The sequence below is a fragment of the Salegentibacter sp. Hel_I_6 genome (genome assembly GCF_000745315.1).
Taxonomy (GTDB): domain Bacteria; phylum Bacteroidota; class Bacteroidia; order Flavobacteriales; family Flavobacteriaceae; genus Salegentibacter.
Map to the genome: position 1 here is coordinate 525,821 of NZ_JQNQ01000001.1, position 26,760 is coordinate 552,580.

14 protein-coding genes and 1 pseudogene are annotated in these 26,760 nt (G+C 37.3%); 8 read left to right on the forward strand and 7 right to left on the reverse strand.

The window, feature by feature from the left end; all coding sequences use genetic code 11:
* Positions 1-125: 125 nt before the first annotated feature.
* The 6 genes from FG27_RS02405 (at position 126) to FG27_RS02430 (ending at position 13,818) form a co-directional block, all read left to right on the forward strand.
* Positions 126-3,212, forward strand: a complete 3,087-nt coding sequence (locus tag FG27_RS02405; protein WP_037315042.1) for a TonB-dependent receptor — start codon at positions 126-128, stop codon at positions 3,210-3,212.
* 9 nt (positions 3,213-3,221) lie between these two features.
* Entirely contained in the window at positions 3,222-4,811 is a 1,590-nt protein-coding gene (locus FG27_RS02410) for a RagB/SusD family nutrient uptake outer membrane protein (protein ID WP_037315046.1), read from the forward strand.
* Between the two features lie 197 nt (positions 4,812-5,008).
* Entirely contained in the window at positions 5,009-8,326 is a 3,318-nt protein-coding gene (locus FG27_RS02415; RefSeq protein WP_231563244.1) for a VCBS repeat-containing protein, read from the forward strand.
* Positions 8,310-11,576: a VCBS repeat-containing protein gene (locus tag FG27_RS02420; protein ID WP_037315049.1), complete on the forward strand. Its 3,267-nt coding sequence runs from the start codon at positions 8,310-8,312 to the stop codon at positions 11,574-11,576. Before FG27_RS02415 ends, FG27_RS02420 begins: the two co-directional genes overlap by 17 nt.
* Entirely contained in the window at positions 11,577-12,911 is a 1,335-nt protein-coding gene (locus tag FG27_RS02425; RefSeq protein ID WP_037315052.1) for a vanadium-dependent haloperoxidase, read from the forward strand.
* 4 nt (positions 12,912-12,915) lie between these two features.
* Entirely contained in the window at positions 12,916-13,818 is a 903-nt protein-coding gene (locus tag FG27_RS02430) for a GyrI-like domain-containing protein (protein WP_037315054.1), read from the forward strand.
* Between the two features lie 305 nt (positions 13,819-14,123).
* Here FG27_RS02430 and FG27_RS02435 read toward each other — a convergent pair whose 3' ends face one another.
* Both FG27_RS02435 and dinB read right to left on the reverse strand, forming a co-directional pair.
* Positions 14,124-17,096, reverse strand: a complete 2,973-nt coding sequence (locus FG27_RS02435; RefSeq protein ID WP_081912575.1) for a DNA polymerase III subunit alpha — start codon at positions 17,094-17,096, stop codon at positions 14,124-14,126.
* Positions 17,096-18,313, reverse strand: a complete 1,218-nt coding sequence (gene dinB, locus FG27_RS02440) for a DNA polymerase IV (RefSeq protein WP_037315056.1) — start codon at positions 18,311-18,313, stop codon at positions 17,096-17,098. The genes FG27_RS02435 and dinB overlap by 1 nt, the downstream gene beginning before the upstream one ends.
* 210 nt (positions 18,314-18,523) lie before the next feature.
* Between dinB and FG27_RS02445 the strand changes: the two genes are divergently transcribed.
* Together FG27_RS02445 and FG27_RS02450 are read left to right on the forward strand one after the other, a co-directional pair.
* Positions 18,524-19,075, forward strand: a complete 552-nt coding sequence (locus FG27_RS02445; RefSeq protein ID WP_037315058.1) for a hypothetical protein — start codon at positions 18,524-18,526, stop codon at positions 19,073-19,075.
* The gene (locus FG27_RS02450; RefSeq protein ID WP_037315060.1) at positions 19,076-19,507 is read left to right on the forward strand and encodes a hypothetical protein; all 432 of its coding nucleotides are present in this window, start codon (positions 19,076-19,078) and stop codon (positions 19,505-19,507) included.
* A 4-nt stretch (positions 19,508-19,511) separates the two neighbouring features.
* Here FG27_RS02450 and FG27_RS02455 read toward each other — a convergent pair whose 3' ends face one another.
* The 5 genes and pseudogenes from FG27_RS02455 to FG27_RS02475 form a co-directional block, all read right to left on the reverse strand.
* A complete protein-coding gene (locus tag FG27_RS02455; protein WP_037315062.1) occupies positions 19,512-21,254 on the reverse strand; it encodes a hypothetical protein in 1,743 nt (580 codons plus the stop codon).
* Entirely contained in the window at positions 21,247-23,469 is a 2,223-nt protein-coding gene (locus FG27_RS02460) for a hypothetical protein (RefSeq protein WP_037315064.1), read from the reverse strand. The genes FG27_RS02455 and FG27_RS02460 overlap by 8 nt, the downstream gene beginning before the upstream one ends.
* Positions 23,466-24,707: pseudogene (locus FG27_RS02465) on the reverse strand (BatA domain-containing protein); the annotation flags it as partial. The gene FG27_RS02460 and the pseudogene FG27_RS02465, both read right to left, overlap by 4 nt.
* A gap of 15 nt (positions 24,708-24,722) precedes the next feature.
* Positions 24,723-25,619 carry a DUF58 domain-containing protein gene (locus FG27_RS02470; RefSeq protein ID WP_037315068.1) on the reverse strand — a complete coding sequence of 299 codons (897 nt, stop codon included), beginning with the start codon at positions 25,617-25,619 and terminating at the stop codon, positions 24,723-24,725.
* 106 nt (positions 25,620-25,725) lie between these two features.
* Positions 25,726-26,742 (reverse strand): MoxR family ATPase, encoded by a 1,017-nt coding sequence (locus FG27_RS02475; protein ID WP_037315070.1) that lies wholly within the window; start codon positions 26,740-26,742, stop codon positions 25,726-25,728.
* Positions 26,743-26,760: the final 18 nt, after the last annotated feature.

Below are 26,760 nucleotides of genomic sequence, written 5' to 3' on the forward strand. Positions count from 1 at the left end.
AAAAGGAAACTAATTAAAAATACGAAAACGTTTGCGTTTAAAGGGGTGGTAACATTTAGTATAAATTTTTACTAAATTAGGTACTCAACTTAATGGTTTAATTAATCAACTGTAAAATTAATTTTATGAAACAAAGATTACTCAAGATCGGGATGTTTCTACTTGCTATTTTCAGCTTTGGGTTTACCCATGCACAGGAAACAGTATCAGGAACGGTGACCGATGGGGAAATGCCCTTACCGGGAGTGAACATTTTTGTTAAAGGGACCTCTAATGGTACCGTAACAGATTTTGACGGAAATTACTCGTTAAATGATGTTCCCAATGATGGGGTATTGGTATTTAGCTTTGTAGGCTATGCCCAACAGGAAATTTCAGTAAATGGAAGAACAACGATCAACGCAACTATGGCTGAAGATGCCGATGCTTTAAGCGAAGTGGTAGTTATTGGTTATGGTAACGTACAAAAACGGGATGCGACAGGTGCGGTTTCTACCGTTTCTTCTGAAGATTTTAACCAGGGGGTAATTGCCTCACCGGAAGAATTAATACAGGGGAAAACTGCCGGATTACAGGTAACCACTTCTAGTGGGGAGCCTGGAGCTGGAGTTAATATTAGAATTAGGGGTACAACTTCAGTACGAGGTGGTAATAATCCTTTATTTGTAGTAGATGGCGTGCCATTGGCTGGAGACGAAGTTTCTGCAGGAGGTGGTGATGTAGGTTTTGGAGAATCTTCTTCAAAAAACCCATTAAACTTTCTTAACCCATCAGATATTGAGAGCATTAGTGTTCTTAAAGATGCTTCGGCAACTGCTATCTATGGTTCGCGTGGCGCAAACGGAGTAGTTATTATCACCACCAAAGATGGACGAGGTGATAGAGGTATATTAGATTATAGCACCAATTTAGGTGTTGCTTCTCCCGCTAATGAGTTTGATCTTTTAAATAGAGAACAATTTCTTGATGCTGCCGAAAGTTATGGCGGAAATAGAGAAGATCTGGATTTTGGAGGAAATACAGATTGGCAGGATCAAATAACACGTTCTGCTTTTAGCCAGATTCACAACTTATCTTATTCTAATTCATACACCGGTGGTAATTATAGAGTTTCAGGAAACTATACTAATCAAAACGGGATTATTAAAAATTCTTCTATGGAAAGGTTAACTGGAAGGTTAAACCTAACCCACAGGCTTTTTGATGATAAATTAAGATTAAACCTGCAATCTACAATTGCCAGAGTTAACGATGAGCGAGCTCCAATATCAGATAACGCAGGAGCTCAGGGAGATTTGTTAAGTACAGCTTATTTCGCAAATCCCACATATCCAGCTGATCCAGAATTTTCTCCAGGAGGAGACTTTATAAATCCCCTGGCATTATTGAAGTATTACCAGGATCAAACAGAAACAGATAGAATTCTATTAAATTTTTCGGCAGATTATGAAATCTTACCCGCGTTAAGCGCTAAAATTGCTTTAGGTTATGATGAATCTAATTCTTATCGTGGTTCTGCAATTTCTGGTGATATTACCGGTGTGGCCTCAGGTGTACCAGGGAATGGTAGAGGAAACATTAATGAAATTAACAGTAAGAACCGATTGATGGAATTAACCATGAACTATGAAAAGCAATTTGAAAATTCAAAGTTTACAGCATTAGCTGGTTATTCTTTTCAGGATTTTAATCGCTCAGGAATCAATGTTTCAGGATACGGTTTTTCCACTGGTGATATGGATGCTATGATAGATGAATTGCAAAGCGGTAGAAATTCAATTGAGAATTCTATTGATGGTTCTTATCAACAATATGGCTATACAGGTGATGATGTTTTTATAAACAGATTATTCCCGGAAATAGCTACAGATAATATCTCAGGACCCGGCGGAATAGTTACCAGGGCAATCGCAGGAGACTCTTTTGATGTTACTGATGAATTACAATCTTTCTTTACCAGGCTAAATTATGATATAGCAGGTAAATACCTATTAACGGCCACCTTAAGAGCAGATGGTTCTACCAGATTTGGTGGTAATAATAAATACGGATATTTCCCTTCAGGTGCATTTGCATGGCAAATTGGAGATGAAGACTTTATACCTGAGACTATTTCAACATTAAAACTTAGATTAGGGTATGGAGTAACCGGTAACCAGGAAATTCCTTACAATCAATACCAGCAAAGAGAAAGATGGGCTGGTTTTGGTATTAATAACGGTGGTGGTATAGATGCACCAGGTACTAGCTTGGTCTCATTTGCTAATCCAGATCTTCAATGGGAAGAAACTAGCCAATCCAATATTGGAATTGATTATGGGTTTCTTAATGATAGATTGAGTGGATCTCTTGATTTCTATTATAAAAACACTACAGACCTATTGATCCAGGTATTCTCAGCACAACCTTCTCCTCAACCTTTCGTATTCCAAAACTTAGATGCGAATGTTATTAATAAAGGGGTAGAATTTGCTATAGATTATAACATTATCCAACAAGATGATCTATTCTGGAATTTTGGATTCAATATTGCCTATAACGATAACATGGTTGAAGATTTTGATGGTATTATTGATACCGGTGAAATAAGTGGCCAGGGTTTAACCGGTGCTTTCGCACAACGTTTGGTAGGTGGGCAACCATTATTTTCTTACTATCTAAGAGAGTTCGCAGGTTTTGATGAAGATGGGCAATCCATTTATCCTAATGGTAACATACAGGAGTTTGTTGGAAAAAGCGCATTACCAACTACGAATTTAGGTATTTCCACTCGCGTAGAGTATATGAACTGGGACCTATCAGCTTTCTTAACAGGACAGTTTGGTCACTATATTTATAACAATACCGAAAATGCTCTATTCACAGCCGGAGCAATTGGTAACGGAAGAAATGTGACACAAAGTGTTGTTGGGAATGGCGAATCCAACCTTAACGCGCCAGATGTTTCTACTCGATTCCTTGAAAAAGGAGACTTCCTTAGAATGCAAAATCTTACATTAGGTTATAATTTTAATTTTCAGGAAGAAAGTATTTTTAATTCCTTAAGGCTTTCATTAACTGGCCAAAATTTATTTGTAATTACAGATTATACTGGTCTTGATCCAGAGGTAGATACCAATAAAGCACTGAATAATGTTCCTTCGGCAGGTATAGATTATACAGCCTATCCAAGACCTACAACAGTGACTTTTGGTTTAAATGCATCATTTTAAAAAAATATTATGAAAAGGAGTATTTCAAAAATAACACTAGCTACTTTAGGCCTTCTAAGCATCGTGTCCTGTACCGATCTAGAGCTTGAAGATACAGATTCAGTAACTCGCGAATCCACAGATGGTGGATTTGATGGAGTGAGTAATGTAGAGGGCTCAATTAACAACGCTTACAATACCATTCAAGGTCATTTACAAACCCAGGAAAATTTATACGCTTTACAGGAAGCGACCTCAGATGGACTGTTAATCCCTACCAGGGGAACTGACTGGGGTGATAACGGGGTTTGGAGGACATTGCACGAACATACGTGGGATGCAACTCATCCCTTTGTTTTAAATACCTGGAATAACTTTAATTCAAGCGTTTTCTCTTTAACCGAAATTATCGAAACCTCAAGTGCAAGTGCAGCTCAGGTGGCTGAAGCTAAAGTTTTAAGAGCTTTTAGTATGTATTGGATCATAGATCTTTACGGCCAGGTACCTTTTAGAGGTGTAGATGAAGGACCTGAGGTAAGCCCAATGGTAATGTCTCGTGCTGAAGCGTTTGAATTTGCAATGAATGATTTGCAGGATGCTTTACCTAATTTACCATCATCTGGGCCGGGTGCTGAAACAAATCGAGCCTCGAAGGCATTAGCAAATTTCTTATTAGCCAAAATGTATCTTAATAAACATGTTTATTTAGGAACAGATTCTGCAGCGCCTGAAGATATGACGCAAGTTATAAATCACGTAGATGCAATCGCAACAGATGGTTTTGCCCTTCAAAGTGGTTTCTTTGAAATTTTCGAACCTTCAGTTGACGTTTCTGATACAGAAATAATTTTTAGAACTAATTATGGAGCCGATGCCCGTATCTGGAGTACTCTGCACTATAACCAGGGCACACCAGGAAATACACCTGGGGGATGGAATGGATTTTCTACTTTAGCTGAATTTTATGACCTATTTGAAGGCGATCCTCAGGTTAACATTCCAGGTTCAGGACAGGAAGAGCGAAGAGGTTTTGTACCTACATCAGGAAGCCAGGCAGGAGCCGATGATTTAGATGCTGATGAAGATGGACTGGAAGATGGATCCTATATTGGATATGGTTTTCTTATAAATCAACAATATGGTTTAGATGGTTCTGAATTAACAGATAGAACTGGGAACCCTTTAATATTCACAAAGCAGTTACCCGGCCTGGTTGGTAATAATGAGAGAACCGGTATTAGAATTCTTAAATACCATCCTTCAGATGGGGCTTTCCCTGGAAATCTAGTCGTTTTTCGTTACGCAGACGCCCACCTTATGAAGGCGGAAGCCATACATCGTGGTGGAACTTCGGGAGAATCTGCCTTAGCTTTGGTAAATGAATTACGTGAATTAAGAGACGCAACTCCGCTAGGAAGTATTACAGATCAGGATTTACTTGATGAAAGAGGTCGTGAACTGTATATGGAATTTACCAGGAGACAGGACCAAATTAGGTTTGGTACTTATACCGATACCTGGACTTTTAAAGATAATACTGAAGCTTTCAGAGTATTATTCCCTATACCTTCCACTGCTTTGACTTCTAATCCTAATTTAGAACAAAACGAAGGTTACTAATAATTGAATTAGCTTAAAAAAAGAGACTATCAATGCATTGCATTTTTAGTCTCTTTTCTTTTTTATTCTTCCTAAAGTCTTCTTAATAATTGCTTAAATTGCTAGCTAAAGTAATACCCACTCAAACCTGTATTTCCTCGATGAAATCTATTAAGCACTTTCCTACTGTTCCTGCTTTCATCTTAATTCTTTTTAATTTGATCTGTATATCATGCGGTGATGATAAACAGGAAAAAACTTTAAAAGAGGAAAATATAAATAAGGATGCTTTATTCTTAAAAATGACTCCTAATGAAACAGGAATTTCTTTTGAGAATACAATAACCAATACCAAAGATTTCAACATTTTCAGGTATCGAAATTTTTATAATGGTGCCGGTGTAGGAATTGGCGATATTAATAACGATGGCCTGCCAGACATCTATTTAACTTCTAATCTGGGGGAAAACAAACTCTACTTGAATAAAGGTGATTTCAAATTTGAAGATATAACTGAAACATCAGGCACAGCAGGAACAAAAAACTGGAGTACCGGAGTTAGCTTCGTAGATATCAACCACGACGGTCTTCTAGATATTTATGTTAGCAATGCCGGAAATATTGAAGGTGCAGATCGTAAAAATGAACTTTTCATCAATAATGGAGATTTAACTTTTACTGAAGACGCCGCTTCTTATAATTTAGATGAAAACGGATTTACCACTCACGCAGCTTTCTTTGATTATGACGGAGACGGAGATCTCGATGTATATATTTTAAATAATAGTTTTATTCCTGTCTCCAGCCTTAGTTTTAATAATAAAAGAGATCTAAGAAGTGAAGATTGGGATTTGCCTGAAATTTTTAAAGGTGGGGGCGATAAATTACTCCGAAACGATAACGGGAAATTTACAGATGTAAGCGAAGAAGCAGGAATCTATGGGAGTTTAATAGGTTTTGGTCTTGGGGTTACCGTTGGAGATGTGAATAACGATCAACTTCCCGATTTATATATTTCTAACGATTTTTACGAAAGAGATTATCTTTATATCAACAATGGCGATGGCACTTTTTCTGAAGATATTAAAAACCGGGTTTCCCATTTAAGTCTTTCCTCCATGGGTGCAGACATGGCCGATATAAACAACGATTCACATCCCGAAATATTTGTTACTGATATGCTTCCCGAAAGCGATAAGCGCCTTAAAGAAACATCAGACTTTGAACGTTACGATATTTATAAACTAAAAGAAAGCAGGGATTTCTATCATCAGTTTATGCAAAATACGCTGCAGTTAAATACTGGAAATAATAGTTTTTCTGAAATTGCATTTCAAAGTGGTGTGGCCCAAACCGATTGGAGTTGGGGTGCGCTTATTTTTGATATGGATAATGATGGGTTTAAAGATATCTATGTAAGTAATGGTATTTACCACGATCTTACCAACCAGGATTTCATGGATTTCTTTGCCAACGATATTCTTCAGGAAATGGTACTTACCGGCAAGAAAAAGGAATTCGATTCTATCCTTAACCAAATGCCCAGCAATCCCGTTTCAAATTATGCGTTTAAAAACAATACCGATCTTAGCTTTCAAAATAAAACAAAAGATTGGGGCTTAGATGAACCAAGCTTCTCTAATGGCTCAGCTTACGCCGATTTGGATAATGATGGGGATTTAGACCTTGTAGTTAATAATGTAAATCAGGAAATCTTTATTTACAAGAATCAAACTTCAGAAAAATCAGAAAACAATTACCTGAAATTAACTTTACAAGGTGTGGGGAAAAACACTTTTGCAATAGGCAGTAAGGCACTACTCTATCTCGATGAACAGGTAATTACTCAAGAATTAATCCCCACCAGGGGATTTCAGTCCTCAATAGATTACAGCCTTACTTTTGGACTGGGAAAAGTTCAAAAGATAGATTCCCTTAGAATTATCTGGCCAGATAGAAGCACTCAGCTGCTAGAAAATCCTACCATTAATACCACGCTAAAATTAAAGCAGGCTGAAGCCACAGAAAAGTACCAACCAAGACAACAACAGATAACACCTATTTTTACAGAAGTTGTTGCAGAATTAAAAACACACCAGGAAAATAACTATATAGATTACGATTACGAAGGTCTTATTCCGGGAATGCTTTCTCGTGAAGGTCCTGCCCTGGCAATAGCCGATGTGAATGGAGATGGAAATGAAGATTTTTATCTAGGCGGAGCTAAAGGCCAGCCAGGAGTGCTTTACCTTCAAAATAATTCAGGGAATTTTATTGAAAAAAAGCTTGATATTTTTACTGAGCATTCCAATTTTGAAGACACTTTTGCCATTTTTGCTGATGTAAATGGAGATAATAAGCCAGATCTTATCGTGGGCTCCGGCGGGAATGAAGTGAATATTGACAGGCAGGAATTTAGGAATAGAGTTTACCTAAACCAGGAAAACGGGAATTTTAAAATTTCTGAATTTAATATGCCCAATACCGGGCATAATACTTCAGTAATCGCTCCTTACGATTTTGATAATGACGGTGATATCGATCTATTTATAGGAAGCAGAAGCGTCCCAGGGATTTATGGTATTAATCCTAAACATCAACTACTAGAAAATGACGGGAACGGAAATTTTAAAGATGTAACCGATGCCAAAGCTTATGTTCTTAACGATCTTGGAATGATCACCGATGCTTCCTGGAGTGATACTAATGATGATGGCGTGAAAGATTTAGTTTTAACAGGAGATTGGATGGCTCCTATAATTCTTCAAAATGATGGGAATTCTCTAAAATTACTAGATAATAAGCTCGATGAAATTTCAGGAGCATGGAATAGTCTTTCTATTTTGGACATAAATGAAGACCAAAGCCCCGATTTTATTCTAGGAAATCGAGGTACGAATTCATTTTATCAAACTTCAGCCGAAAAGCCGGTTAAGGTCTATATTAACGATTTTGACGAGAACGGCACCATAGAACAAATTTTCACCAGAAATATAGATGGCAAAGATGTTCCTATTCATTTAAGACGGGAACTTGCCGGGCAAATTTCAGCAATTAAAAAGCAAAATCTTCGCTTTTCAGAATACGCCACAAAATCCATTCAGGAACTTTTCCCTGAAAATGTCATTAAAAATTCAATAGTAAAGGAAATAACTACTTTCAAAAGTCTCCTGGCTTTAAGTGATTCTGATGGAAATTATCAATTCAAAGAACTTCCGGCAGAAGCACAATTTTCCAGTATTCACACCATTGAGCATTTAACTTCAAAAGCAGGAAATCACTATTTTTTACTCGCCGGTAACGACTTTAATTTAAAACCGCAATTCGGGCGCCTTGATGCCAGTAGAGGAATTCTATTAAAAGTAGATAAAAATGGAAAAATGGATATCATTCCATCAATCAATTCAGGTTTTTCAGTTGAAGGAGAAGTGAAATCGATCAAAAAAATAACAAATAAGAATGGTGAAATTCTTATTCTGGTAGCTATAAATAATCAGGAACCAAAAATCTTTAAGTTCAATGAACAAGCCCTTTAGCCTGTTATTTTTAGTCATTCTTTTAGCATCTTGCCAAAAAGAAGAAAAAACTGAGGATTTTTTGTTTGAAAGTCTTCCTGCAGAAACAACGGGTTTGGATTTTAGCAATAATCTTACCGAAACTAATGCCCTAAACATTTTAGATTATTTATATTTCTATAATGGTGGCGGCGTTGCAGTTGGAGATATTGACAACGATGGCTTACCCGATATTTACTTAACTGGAAACCAGGTAAAAAACAAACTTTTCCTCAATAAAGGAAATATGCAGTTTGAAGATATTACTGAAAGTGCCGGAGTTTCAGGAGCTTCTGATTGGAATACCGGCGTGGTTATGGCCGATGTAAATGGAGACGGTTTTCTGGATATTTATGTTTGCGCAGTTACCGGAATCAATGGCCTAAACGGAAAAAACGAATTATTTATCAATAATGGCGATGGCACTTTCTCCGAAAAAGCAGAAGAGTTTGGATTAGACTTTCAAAATTATTCTTCTACAGCCGCTTTCTTCGATTTTGATAACGATGGCGATTTAGATATGTATCTGCTAAATCACGCCGTACATACGGTGAATACCTATGGCCCGGCAGATATTCGAAATAAACGCATTGCAGAAAGTGGAGATAAACTTTTAAGAAATGACGACGGAAAATTTGTAGACGTTAGCGAAGAAGCGGGAATTTATGGAGGCGCTAATGGTTATGGACTCGGACTTGCCACCGCCGATTTTAATAACGACGGGTTTACAGATATCTACGTAAGTAACGACTTTCACGAAGACGACTATTATTATTTAAATAATGGGGACGGTACTTTTACCGAAACTTTAAAAGCAAAGTTTGGGCACGTAAGTAGGTTTTCTATGGGAAATGATGCGGCTGATGTTAATAACGACGGTTTTATAGATATTTTAACCTTAGATATGCTTCCTCAAGATGAAAAAGTTTTAAAAGCTTCTGTAGGTGACGACCCCCGCGATCTGGATAAGTTAAAAACTGAAGATTTAGGATACCATTACCAGTATACCCGCAATATGCTACAAATAAATCAGCGGGGAGAATATTTTCAGGAAACAGGGCTTTTAAGTGGCGTAGCGGCAACCGATTGGAGCTGGGCTCCCCTATTCGCAGATTTTGATCAGGATGGCTTCCAGGATCTGTTTATCGCTACCGGGATACCCAAACGCCCCAATGATCTGGATTATATTAAATACGTTTCCAGTAACCAAATTCAAAATAAAATAAATAACACCCGTCTTGTAGATAATGAAGCATTAGAAATGATGCCCGCAGGGAAAGTGCATAATTATATTTTTAAAGGTTCAGAAAGTCTAAATTTTAAAGACCAATCTGGTAAATGGATTCCGCGTGATTCTGTGATCTCAACCGGCATTGCTTACGCCGATTTAGACAATGATGGCGATTTGGATATTGTGAGTAATAATATTGATGAAAGAGCCATAATTTATGAAAACCAGTCTGACACGACTTCTGCATATATTAAATTATCCTTTCAGCTGAAATCTAAAAATACCTTCGGAATTGGCACTAAAGCGATTGCCTGGCAAAATGGGAAAATGCAAACCCGGCAGCTTTATAATTCCAAGGGCTTTCAGTCTTCCTCAGAACCTATCATTCATTTTGGATTTCCGAAAGAAGAAAACCTGGATTCTTTATTAATTATCTGGCCAGATAATACGTTTCAGCAGCAAAAAAATGTACCCTTAAATCAACATTTAAAAATTACAAAGGATCAAAATAGCGATAGTATTGATTATAAAAAACTTTATCCTACACCAAAACCCTGGTTTGAAAAAATCGATTCTTTACCCGGAATAAATTTTAATCATAAGGAGAACAGGTATTCAGATTTTGATCGTCAAAAACTGATTCCCTATCAAATTTCAGATCGGGGGCCTGCAGTGGCGGTTGGTGATATTAATGGAAACGGACTTGACGATATTTACTTCGGAAATTCAAAATTTGAACCGGCAGAAATCTATTTTCAGCAAAAAAATAAGTTTGAAAAACAATACTTTGAGCTTCTGAATACAGATGAAAAAACTGAAAATACTTCAGCATTTATCGCCGATCTAAATCAGGATAATAAGAATGAAGTTTTTGTAACATCAGGGGGCGGTGAATTTTACGGCAAAGCCGATGCTTTACTGGATAAATTGTATGCTTTTGAAAATGGGGAATTAGAAGCTAAGGAATTACCTGAATATTTTGAAAACACTGCAGTAGCCAAATTTGGAGATCTTGATGGCGACGGCGATCTCGACATTTTTGTTGGTGGCGCCGCGGTTTCTAACGACTTTGGAAAACTACCTTCCTCCTATTTACTCATCAATGAAAATGGTAAATTTAAAATTCAGCAAAATTCAGATTTGGAAGAATTAGGAATGGTAACCGATGCGATCTGGACCGATTTTGACGAAGACGGCCGTGACGATTTAATTGTAATTGGGGAATGGATGTCTCCCCAGTTTTTTAGAAATAATGGTAGAACCTTAGAAAATATTTCCGCCAAAGTGCTGGATCAAAAATTGAACGGATTATGGCAAACAATTATTCCGTTTGATATAAATAACGACGGAAAAATGGATTATTTATTAGGTAATTGGGGCTTAAACACCAAATTCCCGGCGTCTCAAGAATTTCCTTTGCAAATGTATTATTCAGATTTTGACGAAAACGGAAGCACAGAAACAATTATAGCCTACGCTAAAAACAAAAAATATTATCCCACAAACGGGCTGGATGAATTAGTAAGTCAACTTTCTTATTTGCGAAAAAAGTTCCCGGAATACAAAGATTTTGCAGGAAAAACAATATTGCAAATTATTGAAAAAGAAAAGCTGGAGAAGGCTAAATTACTGAAAGTGCATACAATGGCTTCAGGATATTTGCTAAATCAGGATGGAAAGTTTATTTTTAAGCCCTTTAAAAATGCATTACAGGTTGCTCCTATTTTGGCATTTTTAAAAGCAGATTTTAACAAGGATGATCAGGATGAAGTATTGGTTGCCGGAAATTATTTTGGTGTAACACCATATCACGGCAGGTTTAACGCCCTTGCGGGAAATATCGTCACCCAAAATGCTAAGATCCTGGAAGGTGTTGAAATTGGATTAAATCTTACTCATAAAAGTGTGAGAAGCCTTAATATAGTTACTTTCAATGAAATTGATTATCTTATGGTGAGCCTTAATGATGGCAAACCTGAATTTTATAAATTGAAGAATTAAATGAGAATATTTTTCTACCTATTTTTTTCTGCATTGATTTTAAGCTCCTGCGCGAAGGATGAAAAACCAATTGTAGTGTCGGCTGAAAATTACCACCAAACGGTAAATAAAATTACCGATATCATGGTGCACGATATATTTTCACCACCGGTGGCCAGCCGTATTTATGCATATTCCAATCTGGCTGCTTATCAAATTATGCGTCAGGAAAACAAAGATCTAGTTGATTTCAATTCAAATTTTAAAGACTTACAACCAATTCCTGAGGCAGATTCTACGGCCAACATCAACTTTAAACTCGCAGCCCTGGTAGCCCAAATAGAAATTGGAAAAAAATTAATTTTTTCTGAAGAACTTCTTACTACCTATAGAGATAGTCTTTATTCAGGATGGGAAAAAGCGAATAAGGAAGAATTCGAAACTTCTAGAGATTATGGCCTAGCAGTGGCAAATCACCTATCAAATTGGATTGATAAAGATAATTACAAAGAAACGCGAACTATGCCAAAATACTCGGTGTATAGCGATGATCCCGGCCGTTGGCAACCTACACCTCCTTCCTATATGGATGGTATTGAGCCACACTGGCCTAAAATAAGACCTTTTACGCTAGATTCTGCTTCTCAATTTAAACCGGCACCGCACCCTGAATTTTCGCTGGAAAAAGGAACCGCCTTCTATGATGAGCTTATTGAAGTTTATGAGATCAAAAAGCAAATGGAGGAAAAAGGTGATGAATCTGAGGAAATAAAAATAGCCCAGTTTTGGGATTGCAATCCTTATGTCTCTACACAACGCGGTCACCTTATGTTTGCAACTAAAAAAATAACTCCTGGGGGCCACTGGATGGGCATTTGCGAAATTGCTTCAAAGAAAGCTAAGCTTGATTTTGCACAAAGCTCCTATGCTTATACCGCAACTGCAATTGCACTTGCCGACGGATTTATAAGTTGCTGGGATGAAAAATATAAAAGTAATCTCGTAAGACCCGAAACGCTTATTAATAAATACATAGATGACAACTGGAGCCCCGTTTTACAAACACCACCATTTCCAGAATATTCCAGCGGGCATTCTGTAGTTTCAGGAGCGGCTTCTATAGTTTTAACCAAAATTTTTGGAGATGAATTTAGTTTTGAAGACGATACAGAAGTAAAATATGGCTTACCAATAAGATCTTTCAATTCCTTTTCTCACGCTGCAAGTGAAGCTGCTATAAGTAGATTATATGGCGGAATTCACTACCGCTCTGCAGTAGAAAATGGAATCGTACAGGGACGAAATTTGGGGAACCACGTTGTGAAAAATTTAGACCTCCAACCACTCACCTACTAGCTTAATGCAAAAAAAAAATTGGATCCTTATTTTTATTGGAATACCTGTGCTTTTTCTCTTATGGTATTTTGCAATAAAGGAAAACGATTATTCTATTAGTTTTGAAACTAAAGCACTTCCTGGTGAAGTGGTTTACAAAATAGATAATCCCATTTTTGATAAGATGGATGTATTAGAAACTAAGATCGATTCAAGTTTTTCTAAAGTTAAACAAGAGACAAAACTAAATGGAAAACTTTATAGGCTTACCTGGGCTATACACCCAAAAAACGATACTATTAACCAGGTAAAAGTGGGAATTAATAATAAAAATGAATCCATCAAAGATCGTTTCTTGCTGTTAATTGGCCAAAATGATTTTCAACAGGAAATGAAAGCAGAACTTCAATATTTCCAAAAGGCTCTTGTTACTAATCTTGATTTATATTCGGTGAAAATTGAAGGAGAAACAGTTTCACCAGAAAATAATTGTGCTTGTATTAATATTGAAAACAAGGTAGATCAGAAGGCTTTTGAAATGATGAAAACCATAGATATACTTTCAAATTATATTCTGGATCACAAATTAGAAACCGAGGGCAGACCAAGAATAATTATCAATAGCTGGGATAAAACTTCCAAAAATATCAATTTCGATTTTTGTTTTCCTATTGTAAAAATGGAAACCTACCCTGAACATTTAACTATTGAAATTAAAGATATTCCTGAAGCAAAATCGCTAAAAGCAAATTTTTACGGTAATTATATGTTTTCTCATAATGCCTGGTTTCATTTAATGAATTATGCTGAAAAAAATAACCTTGCTGTTAAAACTGAAAACATCATGGAGATTTTTAAAAACAATCCACAAATGGGGGGAGATGAATCCCAATGGGAAGCCGAAATATATTTACCTCTAGCTGAATAAAATTTTATATTATTCATTTTACATGCTTACATATTTGAACCAGTATCACATAACTCTGGTCATCCTAAACTTGTTACAGAGCCTGCTCCAAAATTTATTCTGAAATCTAATTTGTAATCTTGAGCTGAAATAAACATTATGCAGTCTATAAATTTTTGCACCATTACGGAATCTAAATAGAATAGACTGAAGCAAATTAATAAAACGAAGATCACATCCTAGTTGGTTATTGTCAATCTGAATTTATTTCAGATTCTAACAACTTAGATCCTGAAACAAGTTCAGGATGACGCTTAGGTTAATCTCTACGAAAACTGGTAACCAACCAACCTGGGATCGGTTAGCGTGTCCTGGCGTTGCAACCATTGTATGCTAATAGAAATATAATCCAGCTCATTATTTACCCGGCCGTAGCATTTATAAATTCCCTTGCTGCGCAACGGATATTTTTCTGCGGTAGCCGGGAATTGAACCGTATCAAAAACATCGCCCTCAGAATCAAAAAAAGTCCCGAAATACATATATTTCCCGTTAGAAGTACCTGTTTTTTTGGCGGTAATTAGCCCGCCATAGATCAATATTTCCTTTCCCACATAATGTTTTAGATCCTTTGCTCTTACAGAATTTTCAATGGGATTTTTAAGCAATTTAAAATGAGAACAAAGTGGAAAGCCCAGCAATTCCATCTGGTCAAAAGCTTCTATTAATGATGAATATTGAAACTGCGGAAGTTCAAAATCCCGGTGAGCGGTATTAAATAACTTTTCCTGTGTAGCTACCGGTTTGGAGGCATTCAGTTTAAAATGAGCTTTCCACAGTAAATGATGTTTATCTACTTTAGTGAATCTAAAAGCATCTATTTTCAGCAAAATACTTAGTTGTTCTATAGAGATAGAAATTCGATCTATAAAATCATCAAACGACTTAAAAGCTCCAAAAAACTGCCGGTTTTCCAGGATTTGCTGCACAGTTTTAGTTTCCAATTCTTTGATATATCCTAATCCCAGGTAAATATCATTTCCAAAAATACTATTCGGGTGATCGCTTTTATTGATACAGGGCGGGTGTACGCTCCCACCGCATTTTCTAATCTCCTGGATATAAGTTTCTACATCGTAAAATCCGCCGCCATTGTTAAGCGCAGCCACCATGAATTCCAACGGAAAATATTTCTTTAAATACAAACTCTGGTAACTTTCTACCGCATAAGAAGCGGAATGTCCCTTTGGAAATGCGTAACCGGCAAAGGAGGAAATTTGCTCCCAAACCTCATCTATAATCTTTTCATTATAGCCTTTTTGTCTGCAATTCTCCCTAAATTTAGCTTCAATTTGTTCCATCTGGCCTTTTGAGGTTTTTTTACCACTCATTCCCCGTCGCAGCACATCGGCATCTTCAAAACTAAGTCCGGCGAACTTATGCGCCACTTTCATCACATCTTCCTGGTAGACCATAATCCCATAAGTATCATTCATAATTTTTAGCATTACAGGATGGCCCTGCTTTCTTCTGGCGGGATCACGATGTCGTTTTATATATTCTTCTTTCATCCCTCCACTGGAAATTCCGGGCCTGATTATAGAACTCGCGGCTACTAAATTTAAATAATTATCCGTTTGTAGTTTGGTGAGCAGACCACGCATTGCAGGAGATTCTACGTAAAAAACACCCATACAATCACCTGTTTTCAGTAACTCATTAATTTGTGGATCTTCCTTAAAAACAGCAATATTTTCAATATCCTCAATTTCAGCTTCCGGCTGATTTTCTTTTATAATTTCAATAGCATCGGTGATTTTCGAGAGTCCGCGTTGGGCTAGAATATCGAATTTATGAATCCCAACTTCTTCCGCGATATTCATATCTATCTGGATCGTTTCAAAACCTTTTGGGGGTAAAAAAGTAGCGGCATAATTATATACACTATCATTCAGAATTAAAATTCCGCCGGAATGCACACTCAAATAATTAGGAAAACCTTCAATTAAAGCACTGTAGCGAAGCACTAATTTCTCCAATTGATCGAGCTCATTTAGCCTAAAAAACCCTGCAGAAAGCTTATCGATATTCTCTTTTGGTAAACCAAAAACCTTCCCCAATTCCCGGGCAACCGCACGACGTTTAAAGGTTACGTAAGTACCCATTAGGGCTGTAAACTCGTATTTTTTAAAAATAAAATCGGTTACTTCGTTACGATCTTTCCAGGAGAAATCGATATCAAAATCGGGGGGTGAACTTCGACTTTCATTGATAAAACGTTCAAAATATAAATCCAACTCAATGGGATCTACATTGGTAATTCCAATAATATAAGCAATAATAGAATTGGCGCCACTCCCCCGCCCTATAAACGGAAAATTCTTTGACCGGGCATACCTCACAATATCATAATTGATCAAAAAATAGGAAACAAAATCAAGCTTAATAATAGCGTTAAGCTCCTTCTCTACCCGCTGCAATACTTTTTCACTTGCATCGGGATAACGTTTTGGCAGGTTATCCTCACATAATTTTTTTAACCGGGTAATATCAGCTTCAGGGCTATCACCTGAAACCAATAAATTTCGATTTTGGGTTTTTCCGAATTTAAAATCTACCCGGCAGGCTTTTACCAATTCCCGTGTGTTCTCTAGAATATGCGGAAAATCTTCAAATTCTAAAGCAATAATTTCTGAAGATATCATCTGGTGAGAAAAAGAACCCTGTTCGCTTTCAGGAAGCTGACTAAGCAAAACATTATTATCTATTGCCCGCAACAATCGGTGCGCGTTATAGTCACGTTTATTCCTAAAACTCACGCTTTGTAACAACACCAGTTTATTTTTAAACTTCAGGTATTTAGAAAATTTAAGCTTTCGCAGATTTTCAACCGAAATTCCAATAAATTCATTTTCTTTAAAACTGAATTTATTATTCGCTACTACTTTTTCAAAAGGATAAATGATAAAACAATCGGGCAATTCGGGGGCTTCAGGCTTAAATTCTTTTTTTGAATGAAGTTGCTGCGATAAATGAGCATTCAACTGTCTGAACCCTTCATTATTCTTTGCAATTCCTATATATTGTTGTTCTACCCCATTTCTAAAATCAATTCCCACAATTGGTTTTATTCCATATTCCGAAGCGATTTTTATAAAATTTAAACAAGCCGAAGTATTATTAATATCGGTAATCGCTAAAGCTTCAACTTTAAATTCCCGGGCGAGTTCACAGAGTTTTTCCACTGAGAAAGTTCCGTAGCGCAGCGAATACCAGGTATGGCAGTTTAAGTAGATCATTATTGCTTTCTATGCGCCAACACAATTGGCGGTTCGCCATTAAACGGATTTCCCATTCGTCCAATGGTTTTTGTCCCCATGGTGACCGCACGCATCACGCTATGTTCTCCAAAACGCTCCTTAATTTTATCTATGGAATTATATAAATTCAGCATTTCTTCAGAATCATCAAACAGGTTAATCTGGTAATTCCCACCTACAAGTCCGCTGAATTTTACCCCGATTAGCCTAATCAACAACCGGCGGGAATATAGTTGCTTAAAGAGCATTTCGACTTTTGGAATTAGAATATGATCGGCACTAGTATATGAGATTTTCACCTGTTTAGAATGCGTCTGGTAATCGGAATACCTGATCTTTACACTTACCACGCTGGTTAACTTATTGCCACGCCGCAACTGGTACGCCAGGCTTTCGGCCATCGCCACCAAAGTTGCATGCAGGCGTACCATATCTATAGTATCACGGCCAAAAGTACGCTCGGTAGAAATAGACTTTCTTTCGTGATACGGAATAATTGGCGTATCGTCAAGGCCGTTGGCTCGTTTCCAAATAGTTCGCCCGGCTTTTCCTAAAACGCTTTCCAACATTTCCACCGGCATTTCCTGGATGGTTTTTATCTCCCTAACGCCTAAATTCAGAAGTTTCTGAAAGGTTTTATTTCCCACCATCGGGATTTTATTCACACTTAATGGTGCAAGAAAGATTTTCTCATTTCCATGCGGAATTATAATTTCTGCATTGGGCTTGGCTTCTCCCGTAGCGATCTTGGAAACCACCTTATTTTGTGAAAGTCCGAAAGAAATTGGCAAGCCACTTTCTTTTATAATTCTCTGCCTCAACTCACTCGCAAATTGATTAATTCCGAAAAATTTATCCATTCCACTCAAATCGGCATAAAACTCATCTACACTGGCTTTTTCAAAACTGGGCACCTGGCTTTTAATAATTTCTGTAACTTCTTTCGAATGTTTGGTGTAAGTACTGGCATTTCCTTTAATTACAGTGGCCTGCGGACAAAGCTGCCGGGCTACTTTCATTGCCATCCCCGAGTGTACTCCAAATTTTCTCGTCTCATAACTACAGGCTGCCACTACCCCACGATCTCCCATTCCACCTACGATAAGCGGTTTACCATTCAATTCAGAATTTTGCTTACGTTCTACCGAAACAAAAAATGCATCGAGATCCAGATGTAAAATAGACTTATTCTTCATTTTTGGATTATTTCCTTTTTATAGGATATTTTCCAAAATTATAAAATATTTGAACTCAAAATTATTTTGCTTCGTTAAATTTTGAAAAGAATTTTTCAGCTTGATTATTCTGAAAAAGTCAAAATAAAAGCCCTTTTATTATTAAAATCTAACATCCTAAAGTTTATAGTTTTAGTAGTTTTGCCGACTTAAAAGTACCAAGCCTGAAGTATGACGAAAATATTCAGAAGATTATCTTTCTTTATTCTAATCATGATGCAGTTTGCATTTCTTCTGTCCATATTTTTTGATAAAATGGATGCACCGCTGGTGCTACTTTTTCTTGGGGTAATTTCGGTATTGGTAAGCATCGCTTATTTTAAAGCACCACGGGAAGAAGAACGTTTTTTTATAAAAGACTTTTATCTTATCTTATTTTCAATAACCGGAGCAATAACTACTTTTTATATAAACACCGGACTCAAATTTGGACCCGTGATCGCCGCCGGATTTATAGGAACCCTGGCTTCTTTTGTTCCTTCAATAAATAAAAAATCAAAACTTTTAAAAGAGTTGCCGCCAGCCGTTTATTGCGGAGCTTTTGTAGGAATGACATCGGCCAGTGTAGCGCCCAATTTAAAGTTTATCTTATTTGCGGGATTTATAGCGGGTAGTATTCTTATTCTTTCTAAAAATATCTTTAACGGATTTGGCGGTAAACTGGGAACCATTGCTTTTACCAGTATTGCGATTTCTTCCATAATCTTATATACCCTGTTTTAGATGGAAACCAGTATTCTTTTTCTCACCGGTATTATTTCTGCCATCCTAACTTATGTAGTGAATAACAAGTACAGGCAGGGTGCTGTTCGTGCTTCAGCAGGATTATCGTTTCTTGTTGGTCTATTTTTCTATTTGTTGCCTGAAATTTTCACTCCCTATTTAACTAAAAACATTCCTCTAGTTTTTATTGGCGCTACTTTTATAGGAATGGTTTCATCCAAAGTACTCCCCAGTTACTTATTGGTAGGTTTTTCTGGATTTATTTTTTCAATTATCTACCTAAATGCGAGTCCGTTTTTTAAAGGTTACGGCGGCGCTTTGGGTACTACTGCAGCGATTTCTGTATTGGTTTCTTTGAGCCTGGCGGTGATTTCAAAGAGTGAAAAGCTAAAGAAAATTAAAAATTACAGACCTTCCCGAAAAAAGAAATAACTTTTTACAATTTAGGTTCCAGCCATAAACCGCCAATCGAAATAAGAAATATTCCAAAAAACCACAACGGATTAATGGCAATTGGTATTTTCACCGACTCTTCTTCTACGATTTCCTGCTGAAAGAATCTATTATTTTTCTGTGAGGTTCGATAAGATTGTAAAGCCTGCCAGTCACCGGCTTTATGCACAAAATAATTAAAAACCGAAGTAGAATCCTGTTCCAATTTTAATTTCTGCCAGCCGGTTTTTTGCGGATAAGTTTTCCCCGACCATAATTCTGAATTATTTAAATCTTGCTTTAGCGGAATTAAATAATCATTCTCATCCCGAACTCTCGGGTTTTCTACTGAAGTCCGAAGTTGAAACTCAAAAGCCTGATCTTTAAACGCAAAATCTGTTTTGGCTTCCCAGGATGCCGTGACTGAAGTTCTCTTGCTTATTTGCTCCACCAGTTGAGACCAAACCTGCTGATAAGCTTCCTGCCTACCTTCCAGTTGTAACTGCCAGGTGTTTTCTAAAAGCGTTGTACCAATCCTGCCCTGCCCCATTCGTTTATAGCCACTCAAAATCCCTGAATTCGAATTATGAATCTCCTCCAAACCAACTGCTTCTTTTAACTGAAAAGGCTGTTTGGCAATAGAAATTTCAGGAAGATTATCTACTTCAGTTTCTGTACCTGAAACTCGTTGTAATTCAAAAATCGAAAAATCCCCTACAGAATTTAGCGTATTAGCTTCTCCCAACATACAAAGTCCCAACCCGGTCTCCCGAATTGAATTTTGCAGCGCACTGGTTTCGGAAGAAGAAAGATTGCGAATAGCTCCTGTATCTGAAATAAGCAGATCAAAATCTTCTAAAGCTTCTTTATCTAAACGTCCTAGACTCGTGTTTTCAGTATTAAAAAATTCGAATTTAAATCGCCCAGCGGTAATTCGGTTTTTTATCACCAGTTCGTGACCGGATTCAGCTAAAAAATTCTTGAGGTATTTAAGCTCGAAAGTGGGATAACTATTCAGCATTAAAATACGTAAATCTTCTTCTTTGTTCACTATTACCGGTAAAGCATCGCGGCTTAAAATTTCTCCTAAAGAATCTTTTTCAGTAATATTAAAAACATAATTCCCGGTAACTTTTAATTCGGCTTCCAGGCTGAAATTTTTATTTTTTTCCGAAGTATAAACAATTGAATCCATTGCAGTTCCTCCAGCATCTTCTAAAACCAGCCGGTTACCGAGTTCTGGTTTTAAAAACCTTACCTGCACTTGCAAATTATTACCTACTCGATTTTTGTGATTATAATTGAGTTTTACAATTCCGGCAAGAGTATCTCCGGGCAAATAATTAACCGGTAAATCGTCAAATTGGTATAAATCAAAATCACTAATTCCACGCCCCAATACAAAGATTTGTTTTGAAGTTTTCAATTCAGGTAAAATCTCTTCTTTTCGATAATCAACAATCTTTATTTTGCGATATACCTTCTTCAAACTATCTAACTGATCTTGCTTAAAATCTGCAGTAACAATTAAAACATTTCCTTCCCGAACCTCTTCATTAATTGCAGGTTTTAAAGCGATAAGCGCCAAAGAAGAAATCGCTAAAATTATCAGGAAAATTTTCAAAACAAAGCGCTTTTTTCGGGCTTGTGACCATTCTTTCCAAATAAAAACCAAGAGTAAAATAAGGCAGCAGCCAAGTACCGGCCAAAACCACGAAGTATTTAAAAAAGTTAGGTTACTACTCATTCAATTCCAGTTCTTTCAATAATAAATCGTTGATTTTTCCACTAAAACCGGTTCTTTTTTGCGGTTCAGATTTAGCTTTCGGAAGTGCCTGCAACAGGCCTTTTTGTGTTTCGATTATAATTTCTTTTCCTATTTGCTGCTCTTCAGAAAGTCGTTTTAAGTCTTGTAAAACTTTCAGATACCTGCCGGGTTCAGCTATGGCTTTTTCGGCAAGTTCATTTCCGGCTTTTTCAAAAAGCTCACGATCGGTTTCTGTAATATTTGAATTTGATTCTTTTAATTTTTCCAATCTTAAAACACTTGTCCGCATAAAAATAAAATCATCCTTTTCTTCAAGTTCTTCATTTTTACGATAATTGCCTACCTCGTCAAGTTCTCCCGTAAGCCGTTTGTCTTCCTTAATTGGCGGCGGATCAAAACCAATACGATGCACATAAATTCTTGCGCTATTCTTGATTTCCTGGATAAGTTCTAGAGCTTCATATTGAAAAGGCATTGATTTTTCGGGTTCGTAAAGCCGTAAATGCAGCTCGGCATCCCACATAATATTTAAGGCCTGCCGTAACATTGCTTTTAAATTATCGGTAAATAAAGTTGAAGATTCAGGGTCGCTGTGATTGTGCAAATAATCAGCTAAAGGATCTTCTCCTTCTTCACTTTCTTTACCGTGATCGTGACCATCATCTTCTATCAAATTATGCTCATTGTCGCCATCGTGATCGTGGGTGTAATCGGCTAAAGGATCTTCATCGTGATCGTGATCATCTCCCGAAGTTTCACCCCCGGTTTCCATTCCACCTTCAGCTTCATCGCCCATAAACTGACCATATTTTAAACGAAGCGCTTTTTGATCGAAACCGAGATCGTTGCTGGTTTTATTAAATTCTTCTTTAGAAAGTTTTCCTCGCTCACTGATCAGTTTTTCGGTATCGATAATTAATTGCCGCTGACTCCTGAAATAATCGGGCATCAGGTCTACCCCGAGTCCACCGTCTACGCCGGGACCGTAATCTATCGTGTCTTTTATTACCGCAAAATGCGTTTCACTACGGGTAATATTGGCTTTAGGTTGTTTTAGATCGCTGGCCTCCACATAAAAATATAGCTCATCGCCTGGCTCCATTTCCATCTTATCTAAATCTATATTTTTGGTCAAATTCAGGCTTTTATTTCCACTTTCTACGGCATTATCAAAACTCAATTTTTCTTCCCTAAATTTCACCGATTCCCCGGTTCCTCTACTTACTGTAGCGATAATATGAGCATTTGCAAGTCCGAAATCATCAGTGATAGAAGCGCTAAAATTAATGCGTTTTTCATCATCATAATTAAAGGAATTAAATTGCTTTAAGCCCTCTAAAATAATCACCGGCGCTTTGTCTTTAGTGACTTCAATCGCATAAAGATCTGAAACGTAGCTGGCGCCTGCCGTATCGGTAAATCTAAAATTATAGAAACCTGAATTTTCCAAAACGGACGTTCCAGTATATACTCCATTATTATTTTTCATCGGTCTGCGCCTACCCATACTTTCAAGGCTTACGCTATCTACTGCACCTTCAAAACCAAGCTTCCAGGTTACACGCGAACCTTCTACGGCTTTAATGTCCATTTTTGATGAAGTGGAATTTGACAAACCGGTATACCCCGGATAATTGATTGTTAATTGCTGATCTTCTAAAACCGGAGCTTTAGATTTCAATGTGGTAGAATCTGTAGGCCTAAAAACGATAATTTCTTCTTCTGGAATTGCGGTTTCTTTTGAAAAATAATTTTCAGTTAATCCGAAATAAAACATAAAAAAACCAATAGAAATAATTACTACAGAAGTAATCGCGGCGGTTCCCAGTTTATGTTCTGGCTGAATTTGTTTGCTTTCTGCTTCAACTTCTTTTGCAATTTTTTGCTGCTGAAGTTTTGCCAGTCCTGAAAGCTCTTCGGTTGGTTTTAGTAATAATCCGCTGCTGTATTCCAGTTTTTTGGATTTGCGATCAATAAAACTACTGACTTCCTGCAAATCGATTTCCCAAGGTCTTTTAAGAAAAGCAGCCACAATAAAAACAATTCCGAAAGTAAAAATACTGATGAGTAAATTGAAAGAAAAGAACCAGGTAAAAACTGCGCCACCAATAGCATAGAGAAACACCTCCAGCCAAAGCAACAATTGCCAGCGCGTTTGAAACCTAATCAATATGTCTTTTCCGGTTTTGCTCATTGTTTTCTAACTCGTGCCAGGGCTCTTTCTGATAAGATTAGCATGATTAATAATATCCATAAATATTTAGAAATATCCCTGCCATCCCGGTTTTTGGACAATTCTGAAGCTTCTCCAAAATTTGGTTTTAAAACCGCTAAATCCATCATTCGAAAATCGTACTTTTCAGCTTCCTTATTAATTTCAGGGTAAAGATTCAGGATTTCCAGAAGCTGTTCTGCGAGATGTTTTTCTATAATATTTTCTGAATTTAGTTCACTGGTTAAATAATATTCATTTTCGAAATTTCCAGGCTCAATAAGTGAATTTGCTAAAGAGTCCCTTCGGAATTTCACAACTTTCCCTTCAGTTTTAGGAGCGGGTTTTTCACTTAACCAGATCAATATTTCTTCGGAATCTGAATTGAAATTTTCTTCTTCAAAATTTATAATTTCAATAGGCTGTTCCAGGTATTTCCCCAAAGCCAAAAACGAAGATTTTATATACTTGTTTTCCGCCTGAAATTCTTCTTCGGAATAAATTTTCACCCCCAAAGTATCCAATTCCAGCACCGGGATATTTTCGAACTCGCTTTCTTTTTCAGAATTGCTTAAATTTTGCTTTTCCTTCTGAAAGTTAAGCACTTCAGCATCGCTAATTACCGAAATGCTTTCAATTTCGTTACCTCTTTTAATAGCCCCAACCAGATTGGTTTTTGCAGTTCCGGGATTGAGGTTAATCCAATGGATGTTTTTGTTGATTTCAGGTCGTTTTCCTTTAATTCCGCTAACAAAAGCATTGGTAAAAACCACGACACTATCGGTTTTTAAAGTTTCCATTTGCCGGGCGAGTTTCCAGTAATTCGGAGTTTCAGCAAATGTGTCTTGTATATTTTCAGATTGATATTCCGGAAAATCAGTTTTTAAAAATCGAACCTCAGCGGTATTATTTAAACTATCTGTTAGTCTTTTTACTGCCGAAGAAGAAAGCAAAGATTTTTCAACCAAATAAGTGATTGGTGAATTTTCAGTTTTATAATGTAAACGTGGTTCGGCCAGGATAAAGACCAAAATCGTAATGAGCAACATTCTTAGTAACAACAACCAAAATTCGTTCAATTTAATACTACTGCTCTTTTGGGAATCAGATTCCTGCAGGAATTTTATACTCCCAACTTTAATGGTTTTCCCTTCTTTTTTACTCCATAAATGTATCGCTACCGGAACGGCGAGTCCCAGTAAAGCCCATAAAAATGAAGGATTGAGAAAAACATATTACATTAAATTATTGCGTTTTTTCAGTAGCAATTGAAGCGCCTCCCCAATTGGTCCATCAAGCCGCAAAAGTTGATAGGTAATTGCATTGGCCAGCATAATTTCTTTAGTTGTTTTAATGGATTTCTCCAGGGAATCCAGGTATTGTTTCCGGGCTTCTTTGGCATCTATTTTCATTCGCGCACCAGTTTCCAGGTCTTCAAATGTAAGTGAACCCTTGTGATTAAATTCCAATTCATTTTTACTTAAAAGATGCAAAACCACGACTTCATTTCGCGGAGTTTTCAATTTGGTGATCACATTAGTTAATTCTGAAGTTTCTTCGTGTAAATCTGAAATAAAAAATATAAGTTCTTTGTGTCTCCTATCGTGCAACTTTTCAGCGGCTTTCGGATTTTTAGGCCATTTTCCTTCAGGTTTAATATTGATTAATTCCAGCAATAACCTATTAAAATGCTTTTTTTGAACTTGCGGATAAAGTGCGTGTAAAGCGTGATCATTCAATGCAAAAAGCCCAACAGCATCTCCCTGGTTCTGCGCCAGCCAGGCCAAAGAAGCAACCAAAACCCGAACATAGTCCATTTTAGTAATCCCATCTTCCTCGTGTTGCATAGACTTACTGGAATCAAGAATAAATTTTACCGAAACATTGGTTTCTACCTCCGATTGTTTGATGTAATATCTTCCAGATCGGGCCAGCATTTTCCAATCCAGCAGGCGCATATCATCGCCCGGCTCGTAACCGCGATACTGACTAAATTCCATTCCGGGCCCCAGCCTTCGGCTGTGGTTTAGGCCAGAAAGATATCCATCTACCGTCACCCTGGCGATAAGTGCCAAACCACTCACGCTGTTGATGATCTCGGGTTTTAATAATTGACGATAATCCTTCTTCACTCGATAATCGAGATTTATCCCGATTACTATCGGGAGCTTCGAGGCTTACCTCGAAAATTAAACAATTCTTCACTATAAATGCCTCTTGAGCTTGCTGTGAGGCAGTTTACTTATTTTTTGCTTTTGCTGTCGGTATTATTGATTTTAGCAATTCCCTGGTTACTTCATCTGAAGTTATTCCTTCGGCTTCCGCTTTAAAATTTACGATTACTCTATGTCGCAAAACCGGGTAAGCACAATGTTCCAGATCATCTGGAGTTACTGCCAGCCTTCCTTGTTGCAATGCTCTTGCCTTAGCGGTGAGGATCATTGCCTGGCCTGCTCTTGGTCCTGCTCCCCAGTTCACCCATTCTTTTACAAATTCGTTATTGCTGGTTTCAGGACGAGTGGCCCTTATGAGTTTATTTACATAGGAAATCAACTCATCACTTATAGGTACTTCCCGCACTAATTGCTGAAGTCTTAAGATTTCTGCGCCACTAAGAATTGGATTAATCGTAGTCTTCTTAGATCCCGTAGTATGCTTTAAAATTTGATTTTCTTCTATTTCTGTAGGGTAGCCGATTTTAATATAAAAAAGGAACCTGTCCTGCTGGGCTTCCGGTAAAGGAAATGTTCCGGATTGTTCTATGGGGTTTTGCGTTGCCAAAATAAAAAATGGACGTTCCAATTCGTAGGTTTTCCCGGAATAAGTCACCTCAAACTCCTGCATTGCTTCTAAAAGCGCCGCCTGGGTTTTTGGCGGCGTCCGGTTAATCTCATCAGCGAGGATGATATTCGCGAAAATTGGCCCTTTATTAAATTCAAAGAATTTCTTTCCCGTGGTATGGTCTTCCTCGAGAATTTCTGTCCCAATAATATCAGAAGGCATCAAATCTGGAGTAAACTGAATTCTTTTGAATTTTAAATCTATCGCCTGGGAAAGCGTTCTTATCATTAAGGTTTTCGCCAAACCGGGAACACCTTCTAAAAGCGCGTGCCCTCCCGCTAAAAATGTAATTAGCAATTGGTCTACGGTTTCCTCCTGCCCAATAATTACCTTGGCGATCTCGGTTTTTAAGTCTTTAAGTTTCCCGGTAAGCGTTTTTACTTCCTGGTCTAAATCGGCTAATTGCTGATCCATATTTTCATCTTATTATAA

Bases quoted from the DNA above. Each gene is read 5' to 3' on its own strand.
- FG27_RS02405 (WP_037315042.1), top strand. From the start codon at position 126: ATGAAACAAAGATTACTCAAGATCGGGATGTTTCTACTTGCTATTTTC.
- FG27_RS02410 (WP_037315046.1), top strand. From the start codon at position 3,222: ATGAAAAGGAGTATTTCAAAAATAACACTAGCTACTTTAGGCCTTCTA.
- FG27_RS02420 (WP_037315049.1), top strand. From the start codon at position 8,310: ATGAACAAGCCCTTTAGCCTGTTATTTTTAGTCATTCTTTTAGCATCT.
- FG27_RS02425 (WP_037315052.1), top strand. From the start codon at position 11,577: ATGAGAATATTTTTCTACCTATTTTTTTCTGCATTGATTTTAAGCTCC.
- FG27_RS02430 (WP_037315054.1), top strand. From the start codon at position 12,916: ATGCAAAAAAAAAATTGGATCCTTATTTTTATTGGAATACCTGTGCTT.
- FG27_RS02435 (WP_081912575.1), bottom strand. From the start codon at position 17,096: ATGATCTACTTAAACTGCCATACCTGGTATTCGCTGCGCTACGGAACT.
- dinB (WP_037315056.1), bottom strand. From the start codon at position 18,313: ATGAAGAATAAGTCTATTTTACATCTGGATCTCGATGCATTTTTTGTT.
- FG27_RS02445 (WP_037315058.1), top strand. From the start codon at position 18,524: ATGACGAAAATATTCAGAAGATTATCTTTCTTTATTCTAATCATGATG.
- FG27_RS02450 (WP_037315060.1), top strand. From the start codon at position 19,076: ATGGAAACCAGTATTCTTTTTCTCACCGGTATTATTTCTGCCATCCTA.
- FG27_RS02455 (WP_037315062.1), bottom strand. From the start codon at position 21,254: ATGAGTAGTAACCTAACTTTTTTAAATACTTCGTGGTTTTGGCCGGTA.
- FG27_RS02460 (WP_037315064.1), bottom strand. From the start codon at position 23,469: ATGAGCAAAACCGGAAAAGACATATTGATTAGGTTTCAAACGCGCTGG.
- FG27_RS02475 (WP_037315070.1), bottom strand. From the start codon at position 26,742: ATGGATCAGCAATTAGCCGATTTAGACCAGGAAGTAAAAACGCTTACC.